The sequence below is a fragment of the Streptomyces sp. NPDC001941 genome, assembly GCF_040296945.1.
GTDB lineage: Bacteria > Actinomycetota > Actinomycetes > Streptomycetales > Streptomycetaceae > Streptomyces.
Genome location: NZ_JBEOYE010000071.1, coordinates 27318 through 50565, shown reverse-complemented (window position 1 = coordinate 50565; position 23248 = coordinate 27318). Strand labels below are relative to the sequence as shown.

Genomic DNA, 23248 nt, shown 5'->3' with positions numbered 1-23248 from the left:
AGCGAGAGGCCGGGCAGCCCGGCGGCGCGCCGCTGGGCCATCAGGCCGTCCAGGTAGGCGTTGGCGGCGGCGTAGTTGCCCTGGCCCGCCGAGCCCATCAGGGCGGCGGCGGAGGAGAACACGACGAACGCGTCCAGCTCCGTGCCCCGGGTCAGCTCGTGCAGGTGGCGCACCGCGTCGACCTTGGGCGCGAAGACGCCCGCGAGGCGCTCGGGGGTGAGGGTGGCGAGCACGCCGTCGTCCAGGACGCCCGCGAGGTGGACCACGCCGGACAGCGGGTGCGCGGCCGGTACGGAGTCCAGGAGCGCGGCGACGTCGGCGCGTACGGAGACGTCGGCGGCGACGACGGTGACCTCGGCGCCGTGCCCGGCGAGTTCGGCGACCAGGTCGGCCACGCCCTCGCTGTCGGGGCCCCGGCGGCTGGCGAGCAACAGGTGGCGCACCCCGTACCGGGTGACCAGGTGGCGGGCGACGAGGCCGCCGAGCGAGCCGGTGCCGCCGGTGAGCAGGACGGTGCCGTCGGCGGCGAACACCTCGGGCTCGTCGGGGACCTGACCGGCCACCCGGGCGAGCCGCGGCGCGGACAGCGTGCCGCCGCGCACCGCGACCTGCGGCTCCTCCGTGGCGAGCGCCTCGGCGGGCAGCCCCGGGGTGTCGGTGTCGACCAGCAGGATCCGGTCGGGGCTCTCGGCCTGCGCGGCGCGCACCAGGCCCCACACGGCGGAGCCCGCCGGGTCGGTGACCGTGCCGTCGCCCGCGGGCACCGCGCCCCGGGTCAGCACCACGAGCCGGGCGCCGTCGAGGCGGTCGGCGGCGAGCCAGGCCTGGAGGACGGCGAGGACGCGGACGGACAGGGCGTACGCGGCGTCCTCGCCGTCACCGCCGACGGCCTCCAGGACCGCCGTCCGGGTGCCCTCGGGAAGCCGCTCCACGTCCTCGGCGGTGGCCACCGCCACCCACTCCGGGGCGCTCACCGCGCCCTGGGGGGCGGGCAGTCCGGTCCACTCCACGCCGAACAGCGCGTCGCGGCCGTCGTCGCCCGCAGCGGCGTCGAGCTGGTCCGCGGAGACCGGCAGGGACACCAGCGAGTCCATGGTGAGGACCAGGCCGCCGGACTCGTCGGCCGCCTGGAAGGACAGCGCGTCGGGGCCGCAGGGGGCGACCCGCACGCGCAGCGCGGACGCGCCGGCGGCGTGCAGGAGCAGGCCGTTCCACGCGAACGGCAGGACCTTGCGGTCGTCGTCGGGGTTGGCGAAGGCGTTGGTGTGCAGGGCGGCGTCGAGCAGGGCCGGGTGGATGCCGTACTTCCCGGCCTCCTCGCGCTGCTCCTCGGGCAGGGCGACCTCGGCGAAGACCTCCTCGCCGCGCCGCCAGACGGCGCGCATGCCCTGGAAGGCGGAGCCGTAGGCGTAGCCGCGCTCGGTGAGGTCGGCGTAGAAGTTCTCCACGTCGACCGGCTCGGCGCCGGCCGGCGGCCAGGCCGCGAAGTCGGCCTCGGCGGTGACGGACCGGGACTCGGCGGACAGCAGTCCGGTGGCGTGCCGGGTCCAGGTGTCGGTCGCGCCGCCGCCCGCGTCGTCCTCGCGCAGCGAGTAGACGTCGACGGCGCGCTGCCCGGTGGCGCCGGGTCCGCTCACGGCGACCTGGACGCGTACGCCGCCGCGCTCGGGCAGCACCAGCGGCGCCTCGATGACGAGCTCTTCCAGGACGCCGAAGCCGAACTCGTCGCCCGCGCGGACGGCGAGGTCGACGTAGGCGGTGCCGGGGACGATGACGACTCCGCCGATCGCGTGCCCGGCCAGCCACGGGTGCGTCTTCAGGGACAGCCGCGAGGTGAAGACCAGGCCGTCGGACTGCGGCAGCTGGACGACCGCGCCGAGCAGCGGGTGGTCGGTGCCGACCAGGCCGAGGGAGGCCGAGTCGGTGCCCGAGCCGCCCATGTCGAGCCAGTAGTGGCGGCGGTCGAAGGCGTACGTCGGCAGGTCGGTGCGGCGGGCTCCGGCGGCGGGCAGCAGCGCGGCCCAGTCGACGGTGACGCCGCGCGCGAACAGCTCGGCCATCGAGGCGAACAGCCTGCGCGGGCCGCCCTCCTGGCGGCGCAGCGAGCCGGTCGCCAGGACGTCCGGGTCGCCCTCGGCCTCGTACGCGACCTCGCTGATCGGCTGGACGAGGACGGGGTGGGAGCTGATCTCGACGAAGGTGTCGTGGCCCTGGCGGATGAGCTCGGCGACGGCCGGTCCGAAGCCGACCCGGCCGCGCAGGTTGCGGTACCAGTAGCCGCCGTCCAGGACGCCGGGCTCCTCGATCCAGCCGCCGGTCACGGTGGAGTAGAACGGCACGGCGGGCGCCTGCGCGTCGATCCCGGCCAGGGCGTCGGCGAGGGCGTCGCGGACCTGCTCGACGTGGCGGGTGTGCGAGGCGTAGTCCACGGCGATGCGGCGCACCCGCACGCCCTGGTCCTCCAGGACGTCCAGGGCCTCGTCCAGGGCGGCCGCGTCACCGGCGACGACCACGGAGGCCGGGCCGTTGACGGCGGCGACCTCGACGCGGTCGGCCCAGCGCTCCAGGCGGGCGACGGCCTCCTCCTCGGCCAGGGCGACCGACGCCATGCCGCCGCGCCCGGCGAGCTGCGCGGCGATGGCCTGGCTGCGCAGGGCGACCACCCGGGCGGCGTCGTCCAGGGAGAGCGCGCCGGAGACGCAGGCGGCGGCGATCTCGCCCTGCGAGTGGCCCACCACCGCGTCCGGCTCCACGCCCGCCGCCGACCAGACGGCGGCCAGGCCGACCATCACGGCGAAGCTGGCGGGCTGCAACACGTCGACGCGGTCCAGCAGTTCGGGCGCGTCACCGCGCAGCACGTCCTCCAGGGACCAGTCGACCCAGCGCTCCAGGGCGGCGGCGCACTCCGCGACGCGCGCGGCGAACACCGGGGAGGAGTCCAGGAGTTCACGGCCCATCCCGGCCCACTGCGAGCCCTGGCCGGGGAAGACCCAGGCGAGCTTGCCCGGGGTGCCCGAGCCGGAGACGAGTCCGGCGGCGCTCTCGCCCGCCGCCAGGGCGCGCAGCCCTTCGAGGGCCTCCCGCTCCGACCCGGCGACGACCACGGCGCGCTCGGCGAGCACGGCGCGCCCGCCCGCGAGGGTGGCGGCGACCTCGGACAGGGACGCCCCGCCGTGCTCGACGAAGTCGGCCAGCCGGGCGGCCTGGGCCGCCAGGGAGCCCGCGGTGCCCGCCGAGACGACCAGCGGCACCACCTCGGCGGGGGCCTGGGCGGGCGCCGCCGCCTCGTCCGGGGCCTCCTCGATGATCAGGTGCGCGTTGGTGCCGCTGGCGCCGAAGGAGGAGACGCCCGCACGGCGCGGGCGCTCCCCGCGCGGCCACTCCCGGTTCTCCGTCAGCAGCTCCACCGCGCCGGTGGACCAGTCGACCTGCGGCGTCGGCGCGTCCAGGTGCAGGGTGCGGGGCAGCACGCCGTGGCGCAGCGACTGCACGGTCTTGATGACCCCGGCCACGCCGGAGGCGGCCTGGGTGTGGCCGATGATCGACTTCACCGAGCCGAGGTAGAGGGGCTTGCCGGGCTCGCGGCCCTGGCCGTAGGTGGCGAGCAGCGCCTGGGCCTCGATCGGGTCGCCGAGGACGGTGCCGGTGCCGTGGCCCTCGACCGCGTCGACGTCGGCGGGGGTGAGGCCGGCGCCCGCGAGGGCCTTGCGGATGACGCGCTGCTGGGCGGGTCCGTTGGGGGCGGTCAGGCCGTTGGAGGCGCCGTCCTGGTTGACCGCGCTGCCCCGGACGAGCGCGAGGACCTGGTGGCCGCGCTCGCGGGCCACCGACAGGCGCTCGACGAGCAGGACGCCGACGCCCTCGGCCCAGCCGGAGCCGTCGGCACCGGCCGCGTACGACTTGCACCGGCCGTCGAAGGCGAGGGCCCGCTGGCGCGCGAAGCCGACGAACCCGCCGGGCGTCGCCATCACCGTCGAACCGCCCACCAGCGCCATCGAGCACTCGCCCCGGCGCAGCGCCTGGGCGGCGAGGTGCAGGGCGACCAGCGAGGACGAGCACATGGTGTCGACGGTGACCGCGGGGCCCTCGAGGCCCAGGGTGTACGCGACCCGGCCCGAGGCGACGCCGCCGGCGGTGCCGAGCGCCCGCTCCAGGCTGAGGAAGTCCTCGTGCCCGCTGAGGTCGGGGGCGTAGTCCTGGTGGACCATGCCGGCGAAGACGCCGACGTCGCTGCCGCGCAGCGAGTGCGGGTCGAGCCCGGCCCGCTCCAGGGCCTCCCAGGACACTTCGAGCAGCTGGCGCTGCTGCGGGTCCATGGCGAGGGCCTCGCGCGGCGATATCCCGAAGAACGGCGCGTCGAACTCGCCCGCGCCGCGCAGGAAGGCGCCCTCGCGGACGTACGTCGTCCCCGGGTTGTCCGGGTCCGGGTGGTAGAGGTTCTCCAGGTCCCAGCCCCGGTCGTCGGGGAAGGGGCCGTAGACGTCGGCGCCCTCGGACACCACCCGCCACAGCGCTTCCGGGCTGTTGATCCCGCCGGCGTACCGGCAGGCCATGGAGACGATGGCGATGGGCTCGGCGGCGGCCGCCGCGAGCTCGCTGTTCTCCTGCTGAAGCCGGGCGTTCTCCTTCAGAGAGGCCCGCAGTGCCTCAACAACCTGCTGGTCCGGCGCGGACATACCCATCCTCCGAGATTCGTTCAGCATCAGTGGTCAGCTCGTCTTGCCCAGGGCCCGTTGCACCAGGCCCGCCAGGTCCATCGCGTCGATCAGCTCCTCCTCGTCCGCGGCGTCCGCTCCCCCGCTGGCGGCGTGGTCCGCCGCGGGCGCGTCCGCGCCGCCGTCCTCGTCGGCGAGGCCGAGCAGGGCGTCCAGCAGCCCGGCCTCCCTGAAGCGGGCCAGCGGTACGGACGCCAGGACCCGCCTGAGGTCGTCCTCGCGGTCCTCCGCCCCGTCGTCGTCCTCCCGCAGCAGCTCGGCGCGGAGCAGGCCGACGAGCGCTTCCGGGGTGGGGTAGTCGAAGATCAGCGTCGCGGGCAGCCGCAGCCCGGTCGCCTTGCCCAGGCTGTTGCGCAGGTTCACGGCGGCCAGCGAGTCGAAGCCGACCTCCTGGAACGCCTGGCGCGGTCCGATGCCCTCGGCGCCGCCGTGGCCCAGGACCGTGGAGGCGTGGCCGCGCACCAGGCGCAGCAGCACCCGGTTCTGCTCGGCCTCGGGGACCCCGCGCAGCGAGTCGGCGAGGGAGGCGGCGGCGCCGCTGTCCCCGTCGTCGCCCCGGGCCGCGCTCAGCGCCGCCTTCACCTCGGGCAGTTCGGCGAAGAGCGGGCTGGGGCGCACCGACGTGAAGGCGGGCGCGAACGCGGCCCAGTCCATGTCGGCGACGGCCACGGACTTCTCGTTGCCGCCGACGGCCTGGACCATCGCGGTCACCGCGAGGCCCGGTTCCATCGGGAGCACGCCCCGGCGGCGCAGCTGGGCGAGGGCGGCCTCGTCCGTGCCGACGCCGATCCGGTCCAGGGCGCCCCAGGCCAGCGAGGTGGCCCGCAGGCCGCGGGCGCGGCGCCACTCCACGAGGGCGTCCAGGACGGTGTTGGCCGCTCCGGACGGGCCCTGCCCGCCGCCGCCCCAGACGCCCGCGATCGAGGAGAAGACCACGAACGCGTCCAGGGGCGTGTCGTCGAACCGCTCGTCCAGCCACAGGGCGTTGTCCACCTTGGCGGCGAACACCCCGGCGAGGTCGTCGGCGGTGGTGTCCTCCACTGAGCTGGTCTGGGTGACGTCGGCGGCGTGCACCACGGCGCTGAGCGGGTGGGCCCCGTCGGCGAGCAGCCGGTCCAGGGCGTCACGGTCGCCGTCGGCGCAGGTCTCCAGGGCGGTACGGACGTCCAGGGCGGCCAGCTCGGCGGCCAGCTCCGCCACGGCGGCGTCGGAGGCCTGTTCCGTGGTGGTGACCACCAGCCGGTCGGCGCCGGAGCGCGCCAGCCACAGCGAGGCGTACCGGCCAAGGCCCTCGGCGCCCCCGGTGACCAGGACGGTGCCGCGCGGCTGCCAGCGCTCGCCGGGACCCGTGTCGGGCAGCGGCTTGCGCACCAGGCGGCGTACGTACGCGCCCGACCGGCGCACCGCCACCTGGTCCTCCCCGTCGCTGCCGCCCAGGACCCCGAGCACGTACTGGGCGGTACGGGCGTCGGTCCTGGCCGGCAGGTCCAGCAACCCGCCCCAGCGGTCCGGGCGTTCGAGGGCGACGGCACGTCCCAGGCCCCACAGCGCGGCCTGGGCGGGCGAGGTGAGCGCGTCGTTGATGCCGGTGTTCACCGCGCCCCGGGTCAGGCACCACAGGGGCCGGGTGACCCCGGCGTCGGCGAGCGCCTGCACCAGCGCGAGCGTGGTCGTGGCGACCGCGAGCGGGTCCTGCTCCCCGCCCGGCGCGCGCTCGTCCAGGGCGAGCAGCGACAGCACGCCCGCGAGGTCGCGCCCGGCGGTCGCGGCGGCCAGCAGCTCGGCCAGCCGCTCGGGGCCGCGCTCGTGCTGGTCCGCCTCGACGCGCACGGTGGCGAGCCCCTGGGCGGCCAGCTCGGCGAGCAGGGCGTCGATCCCGGAGTCCCCGGTGCGCTCGGACGGCAGGACGACCAGCCAGTCGCCGCCGGGGACGCCCGCGGCCTCACGGCCCAGCGGCTGCCAGACGACGTGGTAGCGCAGCTTCTCCGCCGAGGACTGCTCGCGCCGCCTGCCGCGCCACTGCGCGAGGAGCGGCACGACCTCGCCCAGGGCGCCGCGCTGGCCGGCCGAGGCCGTGTCGAGCAGCGCGGTGAGCGCGTCCAGGTCGTCGCGCTCGACCGCCTGCCAGAACTCCGTGTCGGCGCCGTCGGCGGCCTGCACGGGGGCCTGTTCGACGTCGGCCTCGCGCAGCCAGTAGCGCTGGCGGTCGAAGGCGTACGTGGGCAGGTCCGCGCGCGCCGCGTCGGCAGCGGCTTCCGCACCGGCGGGCAGCGTCCTGCTCCAGTCCACGGGCACGCCGCGCACGAAGAGCTCGGCGGCGGAGGCCAGCAGGCGGCGCGGGCCGCCGTCGTCGCGCCGCAGCGTCCCCGTCACCACGGTGTCCGCGTCGGCGCCGGACTCGTACACCGTCTCGTTGATCGGCTGGACGAGCACGGGGTGGGCGCTGACCTCGACGAAGACGCCGTGGCCCTGCGCGACGAGCGCGGCGATCGCGGGACCGAAGCCGACCTGGCCGCGCAGGTTGCGGTACCAGTAACTCCCGTCCACGACGCCGGAGTCGGTGACCCAGTCGCCAGTGACAGTGGAGAGGAAGGGGATGGCGGGGAGCTGGGCGTCGATGCCTGCGAGCTTCTCGGCGAGGACGTCCTCGATGTCCTCGACGTGCCGGGTGTGCGAGGCGTAGTCGACCGCGACGCGGCGGACCCGTACGCCCTCGGACTCCAGGGCGGCCAGTGCCTCGTCGAGCGCTTCGGCGTCACCGGCCACGACGACCGACGACGGGCCGTTGACGGCCGCGACCTCCACCCGGTCCGCCCAGTTCGCCAGGCGGACCAGGGCGTCCACCTCGGTCAGCGCGACGGACGCCATGCCGCCGCGCCCGGCGAGGCGGTCCCGGATCGCCTGGCTGCGCAGGGCCACCACGCGGGCCGCGTCCTCCAGGGAGAGCGCGCCGGAGACGCAGGCGGCGGCGATCTCGCCCTGCGAGTGGCCGACCACCGCGTCCGGGCGCACCCCGAGCGAGGTCCACACGGCGGCGAGGCCGACCATCACGGCGAAGCTCGCGGGCTGCAACACATCGACCCGGTCGAGGAGTTCGGGCTCCGCGTCACCGCGCAGGACGTCGACGAGCGACCAGTCCACGTACGGTTCGAGAGCCGCCGCGCACTCCGCGATCCTCTCCGCGAACACCGTTGAGGAATCCAGGAGTTCCCGGCCCATGCCCGCCCACTGCGAGCCCTGGCCCGGGAACACCCACACCACCTTGCCGGGCTTGCCCGCGGTGCCGGTCACCAGGTGCGACGCGCTCTCGCCCCGGGCCAGCGCCCGCAGCGCGGACAGCGCCTCGCCGTCGGTCCCGGCCACGACGACCGCGCGCTCGCCGAGCAGGGCCCGGCCCGACAGCAGGGCCCCGGCGGTACGGGACAGCGGCGTGCGGCCGTCCTCGACGTGCGCCGCGAGGCGCGCGGCCTGGCCGGCCAGCGAGGCCGCGCCACGGGCCGACACCACGAGCGGCAGCACCCCGCCGGGGTCAGCCGCCACCGGCCCGGGGGCCTCGGCGGGCGCTTCCTCGATGATCAGGTGCGCGTTGGTGCCGCTGGCGCCGAAGGAGGAGACGCCCGCGCGGCGCGGACGGCCGCCGCGCGGCCACTCCCGGCTCTCCGTCAGCAGCTCCACCGCGCCCGCCGACCAGTCCACCTGCGGGGTGGGCCGCTCGACGTGCAGGGTCGCCGGGAGCGTCTCGTGGCGCAGGGCCTGCACCATCTTGATCACGCCCGCGACGCCGGCGGCGGCCTGGGTGTGGCCGATGTTGGACTTCAACGAGCCCAGCCAGAGGGGAGCTTGGCGGTCGCGGTCCTTGCCGTAGGTGGCGAGCAGGGCCTGCGCCTCGATCGGGTCGCCCAGCGCCGTGCCCGTGCCGTGCGCCTCGACCACGTCCACGTCGGCCGCGGTGATCCCTGCGTTGGCCAGGGCCTTGCGGATGACCCGCTGCTGCGAGGGGCCGTTGGGGGCGGTCAGGCCGTTCGACGCGCCGTCCTGGTTGACCGCCGAACCCTTCAGCACGGCGAGCACCTGGTGGCCGCGCTCCTGGGCCACCGAAAGGCGCTCCAGGACGACCACGCCCACGCCCTCGGCCCAGCCCGTGCCGTCGGCGCCGTCCGCGAAGGCCTTGCAGCGGCCGTCGGCGGAGAGCCCGCGCTGGCGGGAGAACTCCAGGAAGGCGTCCGGGCTGGCCATCACCGTGGCGCCCCCGGCCAGCGCCATCGAGCACTCGCCCTGGCGCAGGGCCTGGGCGGCGAGGTGGATGGCGACGAGCGAGGAGGAGCAGGCGGTGTCCACGGTGACGGCGGGGCCCTCGAAGCCGAAGACGTAGCTGACGCGGCCCGAGGCGACGCTCGCCGCCGTGCCGGTCATCGTGTAGCCCTGGGCGTCCTCGGGGACCTGGTGCAGCCGCGTGACGTAGTCGTGGTGGACGATGCCGGTGAAGACGCCGGTGTCGCTGCCCCGGGTGGACAGCGGGTCCACGCCCGCCCGCTCCAGGGCCTCCCAGGAGGCCTCAAGGAGCAGCCGCTGCTGCGGGTCCATCGCCAGCGCCTCGCGCGGCGAGATCCCGAACAGTGCCGCGTCGAACTGCGCCGCCTCGTGCAGGAACCCGCCCTGCCGGGTGTACGCGGTGCCCGCGTGGTCCGGGTCCGGGTGGTACAGGCCGTCCAGGTCCCAGTCGCGGTCCACCGGGAAGCCCGAGACGGCGTCCCGCCCTTCCGCGACGAGGTTCCACAGCTCCTCGGGGCTGTCGGCGCCGCCGGGCAGCCGGGTGCTCATCGCGACGATCGCGATCGGCTCGTCGGCGGCGGCCACCGCGCGGGCGGCACCCGGAACATCGGTGCGGAGCCCTTCCTCCCCGAGGAGTTCGGAGCGCAGGTAGCGGGCCAGCGCGTCGGGCGTGGGGTGGTCGAAGACGAGGGTGACGGGCAGGTCGACGCCGGTGAGGTCGTGCAGCCGGTTGCGCAGCTTGACGGCGCCGAGCGAGTCGAAGCCGAGGCTCTTGAAGGACTGCCCCTCCTCGAACGCGAAGCCGTCGTCGGCGCGGTGGCCGAGCACGACCGCGACGCTCTCCCTGAGCAGGTCCATGACCGCGCGGTGCCGCTCATCGGCGCCGAGCCCGGCCAGCGTCTCCGCGAACGACCCGTCCGCGCCCACGGGCCGGACGGCGCCGCCGTCGCCCGGCAGCTCGGCCGCGACGCCGGCGAGCGGGTGCCCGGGGCCGGTCTCGACCCAGTACCGCCGGTGCTGGAAGGCGTACGTGGGCAGGGCGGAGCCGACCGACGCGGCGGGGCGTCCCAGGACGGCCTCCCAGTCGGGCTCGGCACCGCGCACGTGCAGGCGCGCGAGGGCGGTGAGGACGTCGGCGGGCTCGTCGCCGTCCTTGCGCAGGGTGGGAACGCAGTCCTCCTCGCGCACGCCCGGTGCGGCGAGCGCCAGCGCGGTGAGGACGCCGCCGGGGCCCAGTTCGAGGAAGGTGGTGGCGCCCGCGTCACGCAGGGTGGCGACCGCGTCGCCGAACCGCACGGCGTGGCGCACCTGGTCGGCCCAGTAGCCGGGTTCGGCGAGCTGTCCCTGCCGCGCGAGGGCGCCGGTGAGGGTGGAGACGACGGGCACGTCGCCGGTACGGAAGTCCAGGCGCCCGGCGACCGCGCGGAACTCGTCGAGCATCGGGTCCATCAGCGGCGAGTGGAAGGCGTGGCTGACGGTGAGGCGGCGGGTCTTGTGGCCGCGTGCGGCGAGCTCGGCCGCGACGGCGAGGACGGCGTCCTCGGCGCCGGACAGGACCAGCGCGTCGGGGCCGTTGACGGCGGCGAGGCAGACCGCTCCCCCGGCCGCTTCGAGCAGCGGCGCGACGTCGGCCTCGGTCGCCTGGACGGCGGCCATCGCGCCGCCCTCGGGCAGCGCCTGCATCAACCGGGCGCGCGCGGCGACGAGTTCGGCCGCCCGCGGCAGGTCGAGGACGCCCGCGACGTGGGCGGCGGTGAGTTCGCCGATGGAGTGTCCGGCGACGAGGTCGGCGCGCACGCCCCAGGACTCGAAGAGCCGGTACAGCGCGGTCTCCAGGGCGAACAGGCCCGTCTGCGTGTACAAGGTCCGGTCGAGGAGCGCGGCGGTGTTCGTGCCGGGATCGGCGAACACCACGTCGGCCAGCGGCAGTTCGGCGTGTCCGTCCAGGTGCGGGGCGAGGGCGGCGCAGACGGCCGTGAACGCGTCCGCGAAGACCGGGAAGGCGGTGGCGAGCGCGCGGCCCATGCCCGCCCACTGGCTGCCCTGCCCGGTGAACAGGACGGCCAGCTTGCCGGGGACCGGGGTGCCGGTGACGACCGCGGGGCTCGGGGCGCCCTCGGCGAGGGCGGTGAGGTCGGCCCGTACGGTCGCGGCGTCGCCCGCGAGCACGACCGCGCGGTGGTCGAGCCGGGCGCGGGCGGTGGCCAGCGCGAGCGCGGTGTCGGCGAGCCGTGCGTCCGGCTGGTCGTCGAGGTGGCGGGCGAGCCGCCCGGCCTGACCGCGCAGCCCGGCCGTGGTCCGCGCGGACAGCGGTACGGGTACGGGGTGCCCGGGTGCGTCCGGCGCGGGGACCGGGAGTGCGGCCGGGGCGGCGGGTGCCTCTTCGAGGATGACGTGGGCGTTGGTGCCGCCGATGCCGAAGGAGGACACCCCGGCCCGGCGCGGGCCCGCCCCGCGCGTCCAGTCGCGGGCCTCGGCCAGGAGTTCCACCGCGCCCGAGGTCCAGTCGACGCGGCTGGAGGGCCGGTCCACGTGCAGGGTGCGCGGGAGCACGCCGTGGCGCATCGCCATGACCATCTTGATGATTCCGGCGACGCCCGCGGCGGCCTGCGTGTGCCCGAGGTTGGACTTGACCGAGCCCAGCCACAGGGGCCGGTGCGGGTCGCGGTCCTGCCCGTAGGTGGCCAGCAGCGCCTCCGCCTCGATCGGGTCGCCGAGGACGGTGCCGGTGCCGTGCGCCTCGACGGCGTCCACGTCGGCCGGGGCGAGCCCGGCGTGGGCCAGGGCCCTGCAGATGACCCTCTGCTGGGCGGGGCCGTTGGGGGCGGTCAGGCCGTTGGACGCGCCGTCCTGGTTGACGGCGGAGCCGCGTACCACCGCGAGGACCTGGTGGCCCAGGCGGCGCGCGTCGGAGAGCCGCTCCACCAGGAGCAGTCCGGCGCCCTCCGACCAGCCGGTGCCGTCGGCGCCGTCCGCGAAGGCCTTGCAGCGGCCGTCGGGCGCCAGGCCGCGCTGGCGGGAGAACTCGACGAACGTCTCGACGGTGCCCATCACCATCACGCCGCCGGCCAGCGCCATCGTGCACTCGCCCGAGCGCAGCGACTGGGCCGCCATGTGCAGGGCGACCAGCGAGGAGGAGCAGGCGGTGTCCACGGTGATCGCGGGGCCTTCCAGGCCCAGGTGGTAGGCGACCCGCCCGGAGGTGACGGCGGCCGAGCCGCCGGTCAGGCGGAAGCCCTCGACCCCGGACGCCTGGTGCATGCGCACGCCGTAGTCGTGGCTGTTGACGCCGACGAACACGCCGACGTCCTGGCCGGCCAGCGACGTCGGGTCGATGGCGGCTCGCTCGAACGCCTCCCAGGAGGTCTCCAGGAGCAGCCGCTGCTGCGGGTCCATGGCCAGCGCCTCGTTCGGCGAGATGCCGAAGAACGCGGCGTCGAACCCGGCGGCGTCGTCGAGGAAGGCGCCGTGCCGCACGTACGTCGTACCGGCGTGGTCCGGGTCGGGGTCGAAGAGCCCGTCGGTGTCCCAGCCCCGGTCGTCGGGGAACTCGGTGACGGCGTCCACGCCGTCGGCGACCAGGCGCCAGAGCTCCTCGGGGCTGTGCGCCCCGGCCGGGAAGCGGCACGCCATCGCGACGATGGCGATCGGCTCGTCGGCGGCGCCGGCGGCGGGGGCCTCCTCGGCGTCCCGCGGGGCGGTGCCGAACAGCTTGGCGGCCAGGTGCCCGGCGAGCAGCACCGGCTTGGGGTAGTCGAAGACGACGGCCGGGGAGAGGGCGGCACCGGTGGCGTGCACGAGCCGGTTGCGCAGCTCCACCGCGGTCAGCGAGTCGAAGCCGGCGTCCTTGAAGGCGCGGTCGGCGCGCACCGCGTCGGCAGAGCCGTGCCCGAGCACCTCGGCGGCGTGCCGTCGCACGAGGTCCACCAGCGCCTCGGTGCGGGCGTCGGCGTCCAGGGCGGCGAGGTGCGCGGCGAGACCGCCGGCGGGGGCCGCCGCGCGGGCGACGGGCCGGGTGGCCGGGACGAGCCCGAGCAGCGGGGCCGGTACGGGTCCTTCGGCGGCGGCGCGGCGGAGCGCGGCCACGTCGAACTTCGCGGCCACCAGGGTGCCGTCGGCGGCCTCCGGGCCGGACGGACCGGGAGTGCCGGGTGCCAGGGCCGCGTCGAGCAGGGCCATGCCCTCGGGCCCGGTCAGGCCGGACATCCCGATGCGCTGGTTGCGGCGCAGGTCGGCGGCGCCGAGGTGCTCGGTCATGGAGCTGACCGCCGACCAGTAGCCCCAGGCGAGGGACACGGCGGGCAGGCCGAGCCGGTGGCGGCGGCGCGCCACCGCGTCGAGACCGGCGTTGGCGGCCGCGTAGTTGCCCTGCCCGGGGTTGCCGAGGACGCCGGCGGCCGAGGAGTAGAGGACGAACGCGGCGAGGTCCAGCTCCCGGGTGAGCTCGTCCAGGTGCCGGGCCGCGTCCACCTTGGGCCGCAGCACGGTGTCGACGCGCTCGGGCGTCAGCTCGGTGAGCACGCCGTCGTCCAGGACGCCCGCCGAGTGGACCACGGCGGTCAGCGGGTGCTCGGCCGGTATCTGGTCGATCAGCGACGCGAGTTGGGCGCGGTCGGCCGTGTCGCACGCGGCCACCGTGACGCTCGCGCCCAGCGCGGTCAGCTCCGCGCACAGCTCGGGCGCCTCACCGCGACGGCTGACCAGCAGCAGGTGGCGGACGCCGTGGTCGGTGACCAGGTGCCGCGCGGTGAGCGCACCGAGGGTGCCCGCGCCGCCGGTGATCAGGACGGTGCCCTCCGGATCCAGCGGACGGGCGTACGCACCCGGGCGCGCCGAGGTCCGCACCAGACGGGGCACCTGGGCGGAGCCGCCGCGCACCCGGAGCTGGGGCTCGCCGGACTGCAGGGCGGCGGGCAGCGCGGACCGGGACCCCGCGTCGAGGTCGACGAGCACGATCCGCCCCGGGTGCTCCGACTGCGCCGAGCGCACCAGGCCCCGGACGGCGGCGACGTCGACCGCGTCGGAGTCCCCGGTGACCACGGCCAGGCGGGTCTCCTCAAGGGCGGGCTCCGCGAGCCACGCCTGGAGCACGGAGAGGGCGGCGGCGAGGGCGGGGCGCGGGTCGTCGCCGGTGGACCCGGCTTCGTGGACGAGGACTTCGGGAGCGGAGTGGCTCGCCGCGACGACGTCCTCCCCGCACGCGACGGTCACCGACACGGGGGCGCGGTCCGCGGTGGGGAGCGCCAGGGGCGCCCACTCGACGCGGAACAGGGCGTCGTGCGTGGCCGCGCCGCTGATGCCGAGCCGCTCGGGCGCGAACGGTACGCCGCGCACGCCCGCGATCGTCATGACCGGCTGCCCCGTGGGGTCGGCGAGCAGCAGGGCGGCGCCTTCGTCGGACGTACCGCTCCCGCTCACCGTGAGGGCGGAGGCCCCGGAGGCGAGGAGCGAGACGCCGGTCCAGACGGCGGGCAGGTGGTCCGACGGGACGGCCGTGCGGACGGCGGCGTCGAGGAGCGAGGGGTGCAGGCCGTAGCGCCCGGCCTCGCTCGACTGCCGCACTTCCAGAGCGACTTCGAGTCCGGTACCGGTCGGCGCAGGGGCCTCTCGGGTGGCGGACGGTGCCAGGGTGCCGTGCGCGTGGCGCGTCCACTCGCCGTCCAGCGGGGCGTCCCCGCCTTGCGAGTAGACCTCCACGGTGCGCCGCCCGTCAGGGTCGGGCTCGCCGACGACGACCTGCACGCCCCGGCTCCCGCGCGGGGGCAGCACGACGGGCGCCTCGACGTCCAGGACGTCGAGCACCGGGGTGGAGACCAGGTCGCCGAGGCGCAGGGCCAGCTCGACCAGCGCGGCGTTGGGCACCAGCACCGCGTCGCCCAGGACGTGCTCGGCGAGCCAGGGGTGGTCCTTGAGCGACCAGCGCGAGGTGGCCATCAGGGAGCCCGAGTTGGGGACCCGGATGACCGCGCCGAGCAACGGGTGGTCGGCACCGGAGAGCCCGAGGGAACCCGCGTCACCGTCCGGTCGGCCCGCCTGGAGCCAGTAGTGCTGGTGGTCGAAGGCGTACGTGGGCAGGTCCACGCGCGCCGTGTCGGCACCGGCGGGCAGCACGGCCGTCCAGTCCACGGGCACGCCGCGCACGAACGCCCCGGCCATCGAGGCCAGGAGGCGCTGCGGACCGCCCTCCTCGCGCCGGAGCGAGCCGGTGACGAGCGCGTCGCTCCCGGCCTCGTACACCGTCTCCGCGACGGGCTGGACGAGGACGGGGTGGGCGCTGACCTCGATGAAGGCGTCATGGCCCTGCGCGACGAGGGCGGCGATCGCGGGACCGAAGCCGACCTGGCCGCGCAGGTTGCGGTACCAGTAACCACCTTCCAGAACACCGGAGTCGGAGATCCAGTCGCGGGTGACGGTGGAGTAGAAGGGGATGGCGGGGGCCTGGGCGTCGATCCCGGCGAGCTTCTCGGCCAGGACGTCCTCGATGTCCTCCACGTGCCGGGTGTGCGAGGCGTAGTCGACCGCGACGCGGCGGACCCGTACGCCCTCGGACTCCAGGGCGGCGAGGGCCTCGTCCAGCGCTGCCGCGTCACCCGCGACGACCACGGAGGTCGGGCTGTTGACGGCGGCGACCTCGACCCGGTCCGCCCAACTCCCCAGGCGCGCAACGGCCTCGGCCTCGGTCAGCGCGACCGACGCCATGCCGCCACGACCCGCGAGACGCTCGCGGATCGCCTGGCTGCGCAGCGCCACCACCCGAGCGGCGTCCTCCAGCGACAACGCACCGGACACACACGCCGCCGCGATCTCGCCCTGCGAGTGACCCACCACCGCATCCGGCTCCACGCCCACCGACGACCACACCGCCGCCAGACCGACCATCACCGCGAAGCTCGCGGGCTGCAACACATCCACCCGGTCAAGGAGCTCGGGCTCCGCCTCACCGCGCAGGACATCGATCAGCGACCAGTCCACGTACGGCTCAAGCGCCACCGCACACTCCGCGACTCGCGCGGCGAACACCGGTGACGCGTCGAGCAGTTCGCGGCCCATACCGGCCCACTGCGAGCCCTGGCCCGGGAAGACCCACACCACCTTGCCGGCCGTCCCCGACCCGGAGACCACGCCCGGCGCGCTCTCGCCCCGCGCCAGGGCACGCAGTCCGGCCAGCGCCTCCTCGTCGGAGCCCGCCACGACCACGGCGCGCTCGCCCAGCAGCGCCCGGTGCGCCACGAGGGAGCCGGCCAGGTCCGTCAGCGGGGTGTGCCCCACGAGGGCGGCGAGGCGTTCGGACTGGCCCGCCAACGACGCCTCGCTGCGGGCCGACACCACCAGCGGGACCACGCCGTCCGCCGGGGCAGCGGGCCGGGGCGCCTCGTCCGGCGCCTCCTCCAGGATCAGGTGCGCGTTGGTGCCGCTCACGCCGAACGACGACACGCCCGCGCGGCGCGGGCGCTCACCGCGCGGCCAGTCGCGCGCCTCGGTCAGTAGCTCCACCGCGCCCGCCGACCAGTCCACCTTCGACGACGGGGCGTCCACGTGCAGCGTCCTGGGCAGCACGCCGTGGCGCAGTGCCTGGACCATCTTGATCACGCCCGACACACCGGCGGCGGCCTGGGTGTGCCCGATGTTGGACTTCAACGAGCCCAGCCACAGCGGGTGTTCGGCCTCGCGATCACGGCCGTAGGTGGCGAGCAGGGCCTGCGCCTCGATCGGGTCGCCCAGTGCCGTGCCCGTGCCGTGCGCCTCGACCACGTCCACGTCGGCGGGCGCCAGGCCCGCGTTGGCCAGGGCCTTGCGGATGACGCGCTGCTGGGAGGGGCCGTTGGGGGCGGTCAGGCCGTTGGACGCGCCGTCCTGGTTGACCGCGCTGCCCCGCACGACCGCCAGGACCTGGTGGCCGCGCTCGCGGGCCACCGACAGGCGCTCGAGGACCAGCACGCCCACGCCCTCGGACCAGCCGGTGCCGTCGGCGGCGTCCGCGAAGGCCTTGCAGCGGCCGTCGGCGGCCAGGGCGCGCTGGCGCGAGAACTCGACGAAGTGGTCGGGCGTCGCCATCACGGCCACGCCCCCGGCCAGCGCCATGGAGCACTCGCCGGAGCGCAGCGCCTGGGCCGCCAGGTGGACGGCGACCAGGGAAGAGGAGCAGGCCGTGTCGACCGAGACGGCGGGGCCCTCGAAGCCGAGGACGTAGCTGACGCGGCCGGAGGCGACGCTGGAGGCGAGGCCGGTGGTGGCGAACCCTTCCAGCGCGGAGCCGGCCGCACCGGACGCGTACCCCTGGTGGAAGAGTCCGGTGAACACGCCGACGTCGGATCCGCGCAGGGAGAGCGGGTCGATGCCCGCGCGCTCCAGGGCCTCCCAGGAGGTCTCCAGGAGCAGCCGCTGCTGCGGGTCCATCGCCACGGCCTCGCGCGGCGAGATCCCGAAGAACGCGGCGTCGAAGAGTCCGGCGTCGTGGAGGAAGCCGCCCTGGTCGGTGTACGACGTCCCCGGCCGGTCCGGGTCCGCGTCGAACAGGGCATCCAGGTCCCAGCCCCGGTCGTCGGGGAAGCCGGAGACGGCGTCGACGCCGTCGGCGACCAGCCGCCAGAGCTCCTCGGGCGAGGTGACGCCGCCGGGCAGGCGGCAGGCCATGCCGACGACGGCCAGCGGCTCGTCGGGGTCGGCGACGGTGTCGTGAGCCGCTTCCGACCCGCCCTCCTGACCGAAGAGTTCGGCGCCCAGGAAGGCCGCGAGGGCGGCGGGCGTGGGGTGGTCGAAGGCGGCCGTGGCCGGGAGGGCGAGCCCGGTGCGCAGCGCGAGGCGGTTGCGCAGGGCGACGCTGGCCTGGGAGGTGAGGCCGAGGTCGCGGAACGCCCGGTCGGCGGGGACCCGTTCGGGCCGCTCGACGCCGTCCAGGACCAGGGCGGTCTCGGTGCGCACCAGGTGCTGGAGGCGGGCGGTGCGGGTGCGCCCGTCGAGGGCGGCGAGGCCCTCGCGCAGGGCGTCGGCGACGGCCGCGTCGGGGCCGGTGGCGGCGGGCGCGTCGGCGTGGGTGACCGCCTCGTAGCGCAGGACGCCCGGCTGGTCGGCCAGGAGGCGGCGCTGGGTCTTGCCGGAGGCGGTGCGGGGGACGCGGGTGATCTCGTGGACGCGCTCGGGCACCTTGTAGGCGGAGAGCCGTTCCCGGCAGCGCGCGATCAGGGCGTCGGCGTCGAACCCGTCGGGGCCGGGGACGACGTACGCGACCGGGACCTCGCCGAGCACCGGGTGCGGGGCGGCGGCCACGGCGGCGTCGGCGACGCCGTCGACGGTGCGCAGGACGGCCTCGACCTCTTCGGGGTGGATGTTCTCGCCGCCGCGGATGACGAGTTCCTTGATGCGGCCGCGGATGGTGAAGTAGCCGTCGGCGTCGCGCCGGGCGAGGTCGCCGGTGCGGAACCAGCCGTCGCGGACGGCTTCGGCGGTGGCCTCCGGGCTGTTGTGGTAGCCGACCATGACGTTGGGTCCGCTGACCCAGACCTCGCCGTCCCGGCCGTCCGGGACGTCGGTGCCGGTGGCGGGGTCGACGATCCGTACGCCGACTCCCGGCACGGGGAGGCCGCAGGAGCCTTCGACGCGCGCGCCGCCGGGCGGGTTCATGGTGATGGCGCCGCACGTCTCGGTGGAGCCGTAGGCGTCGACGAGCGGTATCCCGAAGGTCTCCTCGACGTCGCGGTGCAGCTCGGAGCCGGTGACCGCGCCGCCGACCAGGCCGATGCGCAGGGCGGGGGCGGAGAAGCCGTCGCGCCGGGCGGCCGCCACCAGGTGGTGGTAGAGGGCGGGCACGCCGGCCAGGAAGGTGGCGTCGGTCTCGCCCATGACCCGGATGACGTCCTCGGTCGAACTCCCGTCCACCAGGCGGGCGGTGGCGCCCGCGACGGTGACGGAGAGGACGCACGCGATGTGCGAGAGGCTGTGGAACAGCGGCAGCGGCCAGACGACCCGGTCCTCGTGGGTGAGGCCGGGGATCGGTACGTAGCAGGAGGCCACGGACCACAGGCAGTTGCGCTGCGTCGACAGGACGCCCTTGGGCCTGCCGGTGGTGCCGGAGGTGTAGAACATCCAGGCCACCTCGTCGAGGCCGAGGTCGTCCCGGGCGGGGACGGGCGGCTCGGTGCGCGCGAGGAGGTCGTAGGAGTGGACGGCGGCCTCGCCGTCCGTGTCCGTCCCGGTGTCCCCGGCGGCCGGGTCGCCCGTGACCAGGAACGTCGTCCCGGGCGCGGCCACCCGCGCCAGGCGCTCCGCGCGGGCGGAGTCGGTGAGGACGAGCACGGCGCCGCTGTCGGCGAGCAGGTGCTCCAGCTCGGCCTGGGCGGAGGCGGGGTTGAGGGGCACGCCGACGGCCCCGGCGCGCACGGCGGCCAGGTAGCCCTCCACGGCGGCGACGGTGTTGCCGAGGCAGAGGGCCACCCGGTCGCCGCGCCGGACGCCCAGGTGCGCCAGGTGCCCGGCGAGGTTGCGGGTCCGTGCGTCCAGCTCCCGGTAGGTGACCGAGCGCCGGTCGTCCTCGAAGGCGACCTTGCCGGGGAACCGGGCCGCGTGCTCCTGGAGGACGCTGGGAAGGGGCTTGATCAGGTCGGTGCGCACGGGGCCGCGGGTCCTTTCGGGGAAAAGGGGTGTCACCGGGGGGATCACCCGGGGTTCACCAGGTGACGGGCAGGCTCTTCACCGCGAAGACGGACCCCTTGAGGCGCAGCGGTACGTCTTCGAACGCGACCGCGAGGTCGAGGTCGGGGAAGGCGCGCAGGAGCGCGGAGAACCCGGCGCGCAGCTCGACGCGGGCGAGGTTCTGCCCCAGGCACTGGTGGATGCCGAAGCCGAAGGCGACGTGGCCGGAGGTCTCGCGGTCGATGTCGAGCGCGGCCGGGCAGCCGAACTTGGCCGGGTCGCGGTTGGCGGCGGGCAGGGACACCGTGACGCTGTCGCCCTCGCGGACCGTCTCGCCCGCGAGCTCGACGTCTTCGCGGGCCGTGCGGTACGTGTCGTACTGGTTGACGCTCAGGTAGCGCAGCAGTTCCTCGATGGCGCCGTCCAGCTTCGCCGGCTCGGCGCGCAGGGCCTTCAGCTGGTCCTGGTGGTGCAGCAGGGCGAACACGCCGACGGCGAGGGCGCTCTCGGTGGTCTCGTAGCCCGCGAAGAGGAGCAGGGTGACCATGTTGCCGAGCTCTTCGTCGGAGAGCTCGCCACCGGCGATGAGGCGGCTGATGAGGTCGTCGCGGGGGTCGGCGCGGCGGTCGGCGATGACCTCGGCGAAGAACGCCGCGGCCTCGCCCATGGCGGCCACGACCTCCTGCGGGTCGGCGTCGGTGTCGTGCAGCAGGGTGGGCGCGTGGCCGTAGCGGTGGACCTGGTCGTAGGGCAGGCCGACGAACTCCGACAGGACGCGCAGGGAGAGCGGCTTGGCGAAGTTCTTCACCAGGTCGGCGCCGGGCCCGAGGCGCTTCAGGACCTCGATCTGCTCGGCGGCGACGGCCTCGGCCCGGGGCGCGAGGAGCTGGGCACGGCGGGCGGTGAACTCGCCGGTGAGCATGCGCCGGTAGTGGGTGTGGTCCGGCGGGTCCATGTGGATGAACATGCCGGGGATCCTCGGGTGGTTGGGCATGACCTGGCCGCGGTGCGTGACCGGGAAGTGGCCGACCTCGGTGCTGTGGCTGAACCTCAGGTCGCTCAGGACGCTGCGGGCCAGTTCGTAGCTGGAGACGATCCAGCCGATGTGGCCGTCGGGGTACTCCATCCGCGCGAGGGGGCGCTTCGCGCGCAGTTCGTCGAAGAGCGCGGGCGGGTCGAACTGGTGGGTCCGCGCCCACGGCTCCTCGAAGGAGATTGCGTCGCTCATGGAATCCTTCCCAACCGAGTGAGATGTCCCGGGCGTCATCCGCGTCCGTGCTGGTACGAACGCGACGGGGCGGGCGGATCCACCCCCGTGGTACGTCGCCGACTGCCCGACGATCGCACCTGGCGGACCGATGGGGCGCCGCTCTCAAGCCGCTCTGAACACCCCTTCGAGAGGCGGGCGTCGAACGACCGGTTCCGGCCCGCTGCCGGGGTCCGGCGTCGATCGCCGTTCGTACGGGCTTCGAGGGGACCTCAAGGCCGCGCGCCTAGCGTGACGCCCGTACATGGCTCATACACCTACTGACTGGGTGTACCCCACTGAGCAGAACGAGGTCCCTCCGTGACGACAGACTTACCGGCCGGCGTGCCGTCCGACGCGCGCTCCGGCACACGCCTCGACGCACCCGACGGCGCGCCCGCCGCCGTCCCCTTCCCGCAGGACCGCACCTGCCCCTACCACCCGCCCGAGGGCTACCGGCCCCTGCGCGAGGACAGGCCGCTGGCCCGCGTCTCCCTGTTCGACGGCCGCCCCGCGTGGGCGGTCACCGGGCACGCGGCGGCGCGCGGGCTGCTCGCCGACCCACGCCTGTCCAGCGACCGCACGCACCCGGACTTCCCGTCCCCCACCGCGCGCGGAGCGACCGTGCGCGGCCAGCGGCTGCCCCTCGTCGGCGTCGACGACCCCGAGCACAACGCCCAGCGGCGCAGGCTCATCCCGAGCTTCTCCACCAAACGGATCGCCGCCCTGCGCCCCCGCGTCCAGGAGACGGTCGACGGGCTCCTGGACGCGCTGGTGCGCCAGGGGCCGCCCGCCGACCTGGTGACGGCCTTCGCCTTCCCGCTGCCCGCCATGGTGATCTGCGCGCTGCTCGGCGCCCCGTACGCCGACGCCGGCTTCTTCGAGGAGCAGTCCCGGCGCCTGACGCTGGGACTGCGGCCCGAGGACGTGGAGCGGGGCCGCGCGGAGCTGAAGGAGTACTTCACCGAGCTGGTCGACAGCCGCTGGGACGAGCCCGGCGAAGGGCTGCTCGCCGACCTGATCCGCGCCGGGCGCGCGGAGGGGCGGGAGGACCGCGACGAACTGGTCGCGCTCGCGGGCGTGCTGCTCGTCGGCGGCTTCGAGACGACCGCCAACATGATCTCGCTGGGCACCTACACCCTGCTGCGCCACCCCGACGCGCTGCGCGCGATGCGGGCCGACCGGTCGCTGATGCCGACCGTCGTCGACGAGCTGCTGCGCTTCACGTCCATCGCGGACATCATGCTGCGCAGGGCGACCCGGGACATCGACGTCGAGGGGCTGACCATCCGCGCCGGGGAGGGCGTCGTCTTCCCGCTCTCGCTGGTCAACCGGGACCCCGACGTCTTCGCGGACCCCGACCGCCTCGACTGGGAGCGCGGCGGGCGCCACCACCTGGCGTTCGGCTTCGGCGCCCACCAGTGCCTGGGGCAGAACCTCGCCAGGGCCGAGCTGGAGATCGCCCTGTGGACGCTGTTCGACCGGCTGCCCGGCCTCGCCCTCGCCGTGCCCGCGGACGACGTCCCCTGCAAGCCGGGCAGCACGATGCAGGGCCTGATCGAGCTCCCGCTGACCTGGTAGTCCCAGACGTACGCCTGCACTCCCGTACGACGAGCGGGCCCGTCCTGTACGACGATTCGACACGACCCGTACGACGAGCCGACACGACCCGTACGACGAGCGGGCCCGTCCCCCCGAGAGGGGACGGGCCCGCGGCAACTCCCCGCTCAGGCCTGGCGCTTGTGCGCGAGTGCCTCCGTCAGCGTGACCACCTCGGTGAGCATCTCCTGCAGCGCGCCCTCGGCGCGCTCGCCCGGGGCGAAGGTCGTGAACTGCTGGAAGTCCGTCTGCAGCGACAGGTTGACCTGCGTGTAGACGCCCGAGAGCTGCACGGCGGCGGCGATGTGGCGCAGGTGGTCCACCGCGCGCGAGCCGCTGACGTTGCTGCCGTAGCCCACGAAGCCGGCGGCCTTGTGGTTCCACTCGTTGTAGACGAAGTCGATGGCGTTCTTCAGGGCGGCCGGGATCGACCGGTTGTACTCGGGCGTCACGAAGACGAACCCGTCGAGCTCGGCGATCTTGGCGGACCAGGCGCGGGTGTGCTCGTGCGCGTAGGTGCCCAGGCGCGGCGAGCCCGGCTCGTCGAAGAGCGGCAGGTCGTAGTCGGCGATGTCGACGATCTGGAAGTCGGCGTCCTCGCGGGCGCTGCCCGCCTTCTCGATCCACTCCCCGATCTGCGGTCCGACGCGTCCGGGCCGGGTGCTGCCGAGGATGATGCCGATGGTGGTCATGTACGTCTCCCAAGTACGTCAGGAATCATGTGCGTTCGAGAACAGAGTGCCTGTCCACGCGCGCCGACGGGCGCGAACGGGCCAGGGCCGTCCGC

The 23248-nt window shown here is 75.5% G+C and carries 5 protein-coding genes; 1 reads left to right on the top strand and 4 read right to left on the bottom strand.

Annotation, left to right across the window (positions count from 1 at the left end; genetic code table 11):
- From ABT160_RS34345 to ABT160_RS34335, 3 genes are all read right to left on the bottom strand, one after another.
- Positions 1-4631, bottom strand: a 4631-nt coding sequence (locus ABT160_RS34345) for an SDR family NAD(P)-dependent oxidoreductase (protein ID WP_502984356.1), incomplete at its 3' end; no start/stop codon positions are given.
- A 78-nt stretch (positions 4632-4709) separates the two neighbouring features.
- The gene (locus ABT160_RS34340) at positions 4710-19595 is read right to left on the bottom strand and encodes a type I polyketide synthase (RefSeq protein ID WP_351651877.1); all 14886 of its coding nucleotides are present in this window, start codon (positions 19593-19595) and stop codon (positions 4710-4712) included.
- 55 nt (positions 19596-19650) lie between these two features.
- Positions 19651-20844 carry a cytochrome P450 gene (locus ABT160_RS34335; protein WP_351651876.1) on the bottom strand — a complete coding sequence of 398 codons (1194 nt, stop codon included), beginning with the start codon at positions 20842-20844 and terminating at the stop codon, positions 19651-19653.
- Positions 20845-21183: 339 nt separating this feature from the next.
- Between ABT160_RS34335 and ABT160_RS34330 the strand changes: the two genes are divergently transcribed.
- On the top strand, positions 21184-22443 hold the full coding sequence (locus tag ABT160_RS34330) for a cytochrome P450 (protein WP_502984355.1): 1260 nt from the start codon (positions 21184-21186) through the stop codon (positions 22441-22443).
- A gap of 146 nt (positions 22444-22589) precedes the next feature.
- Here ABT160_RS34330 and ABT160_RS34325 read toward each other — a convergent pair whose 3' ends face one another.
- On the bottom strand, positions 22590-23153 hold the full coding sequence (locus ABT160_RS34325) for an NADPH-dependent FMN reductase (RefSeq protein WP_351651875.1): 564 nt from the start codon (positions 23151-23153) through the stop codon (positions 22590-22592).
- Positions 23154-23248 lie beyond the last annotated feature (95 nt).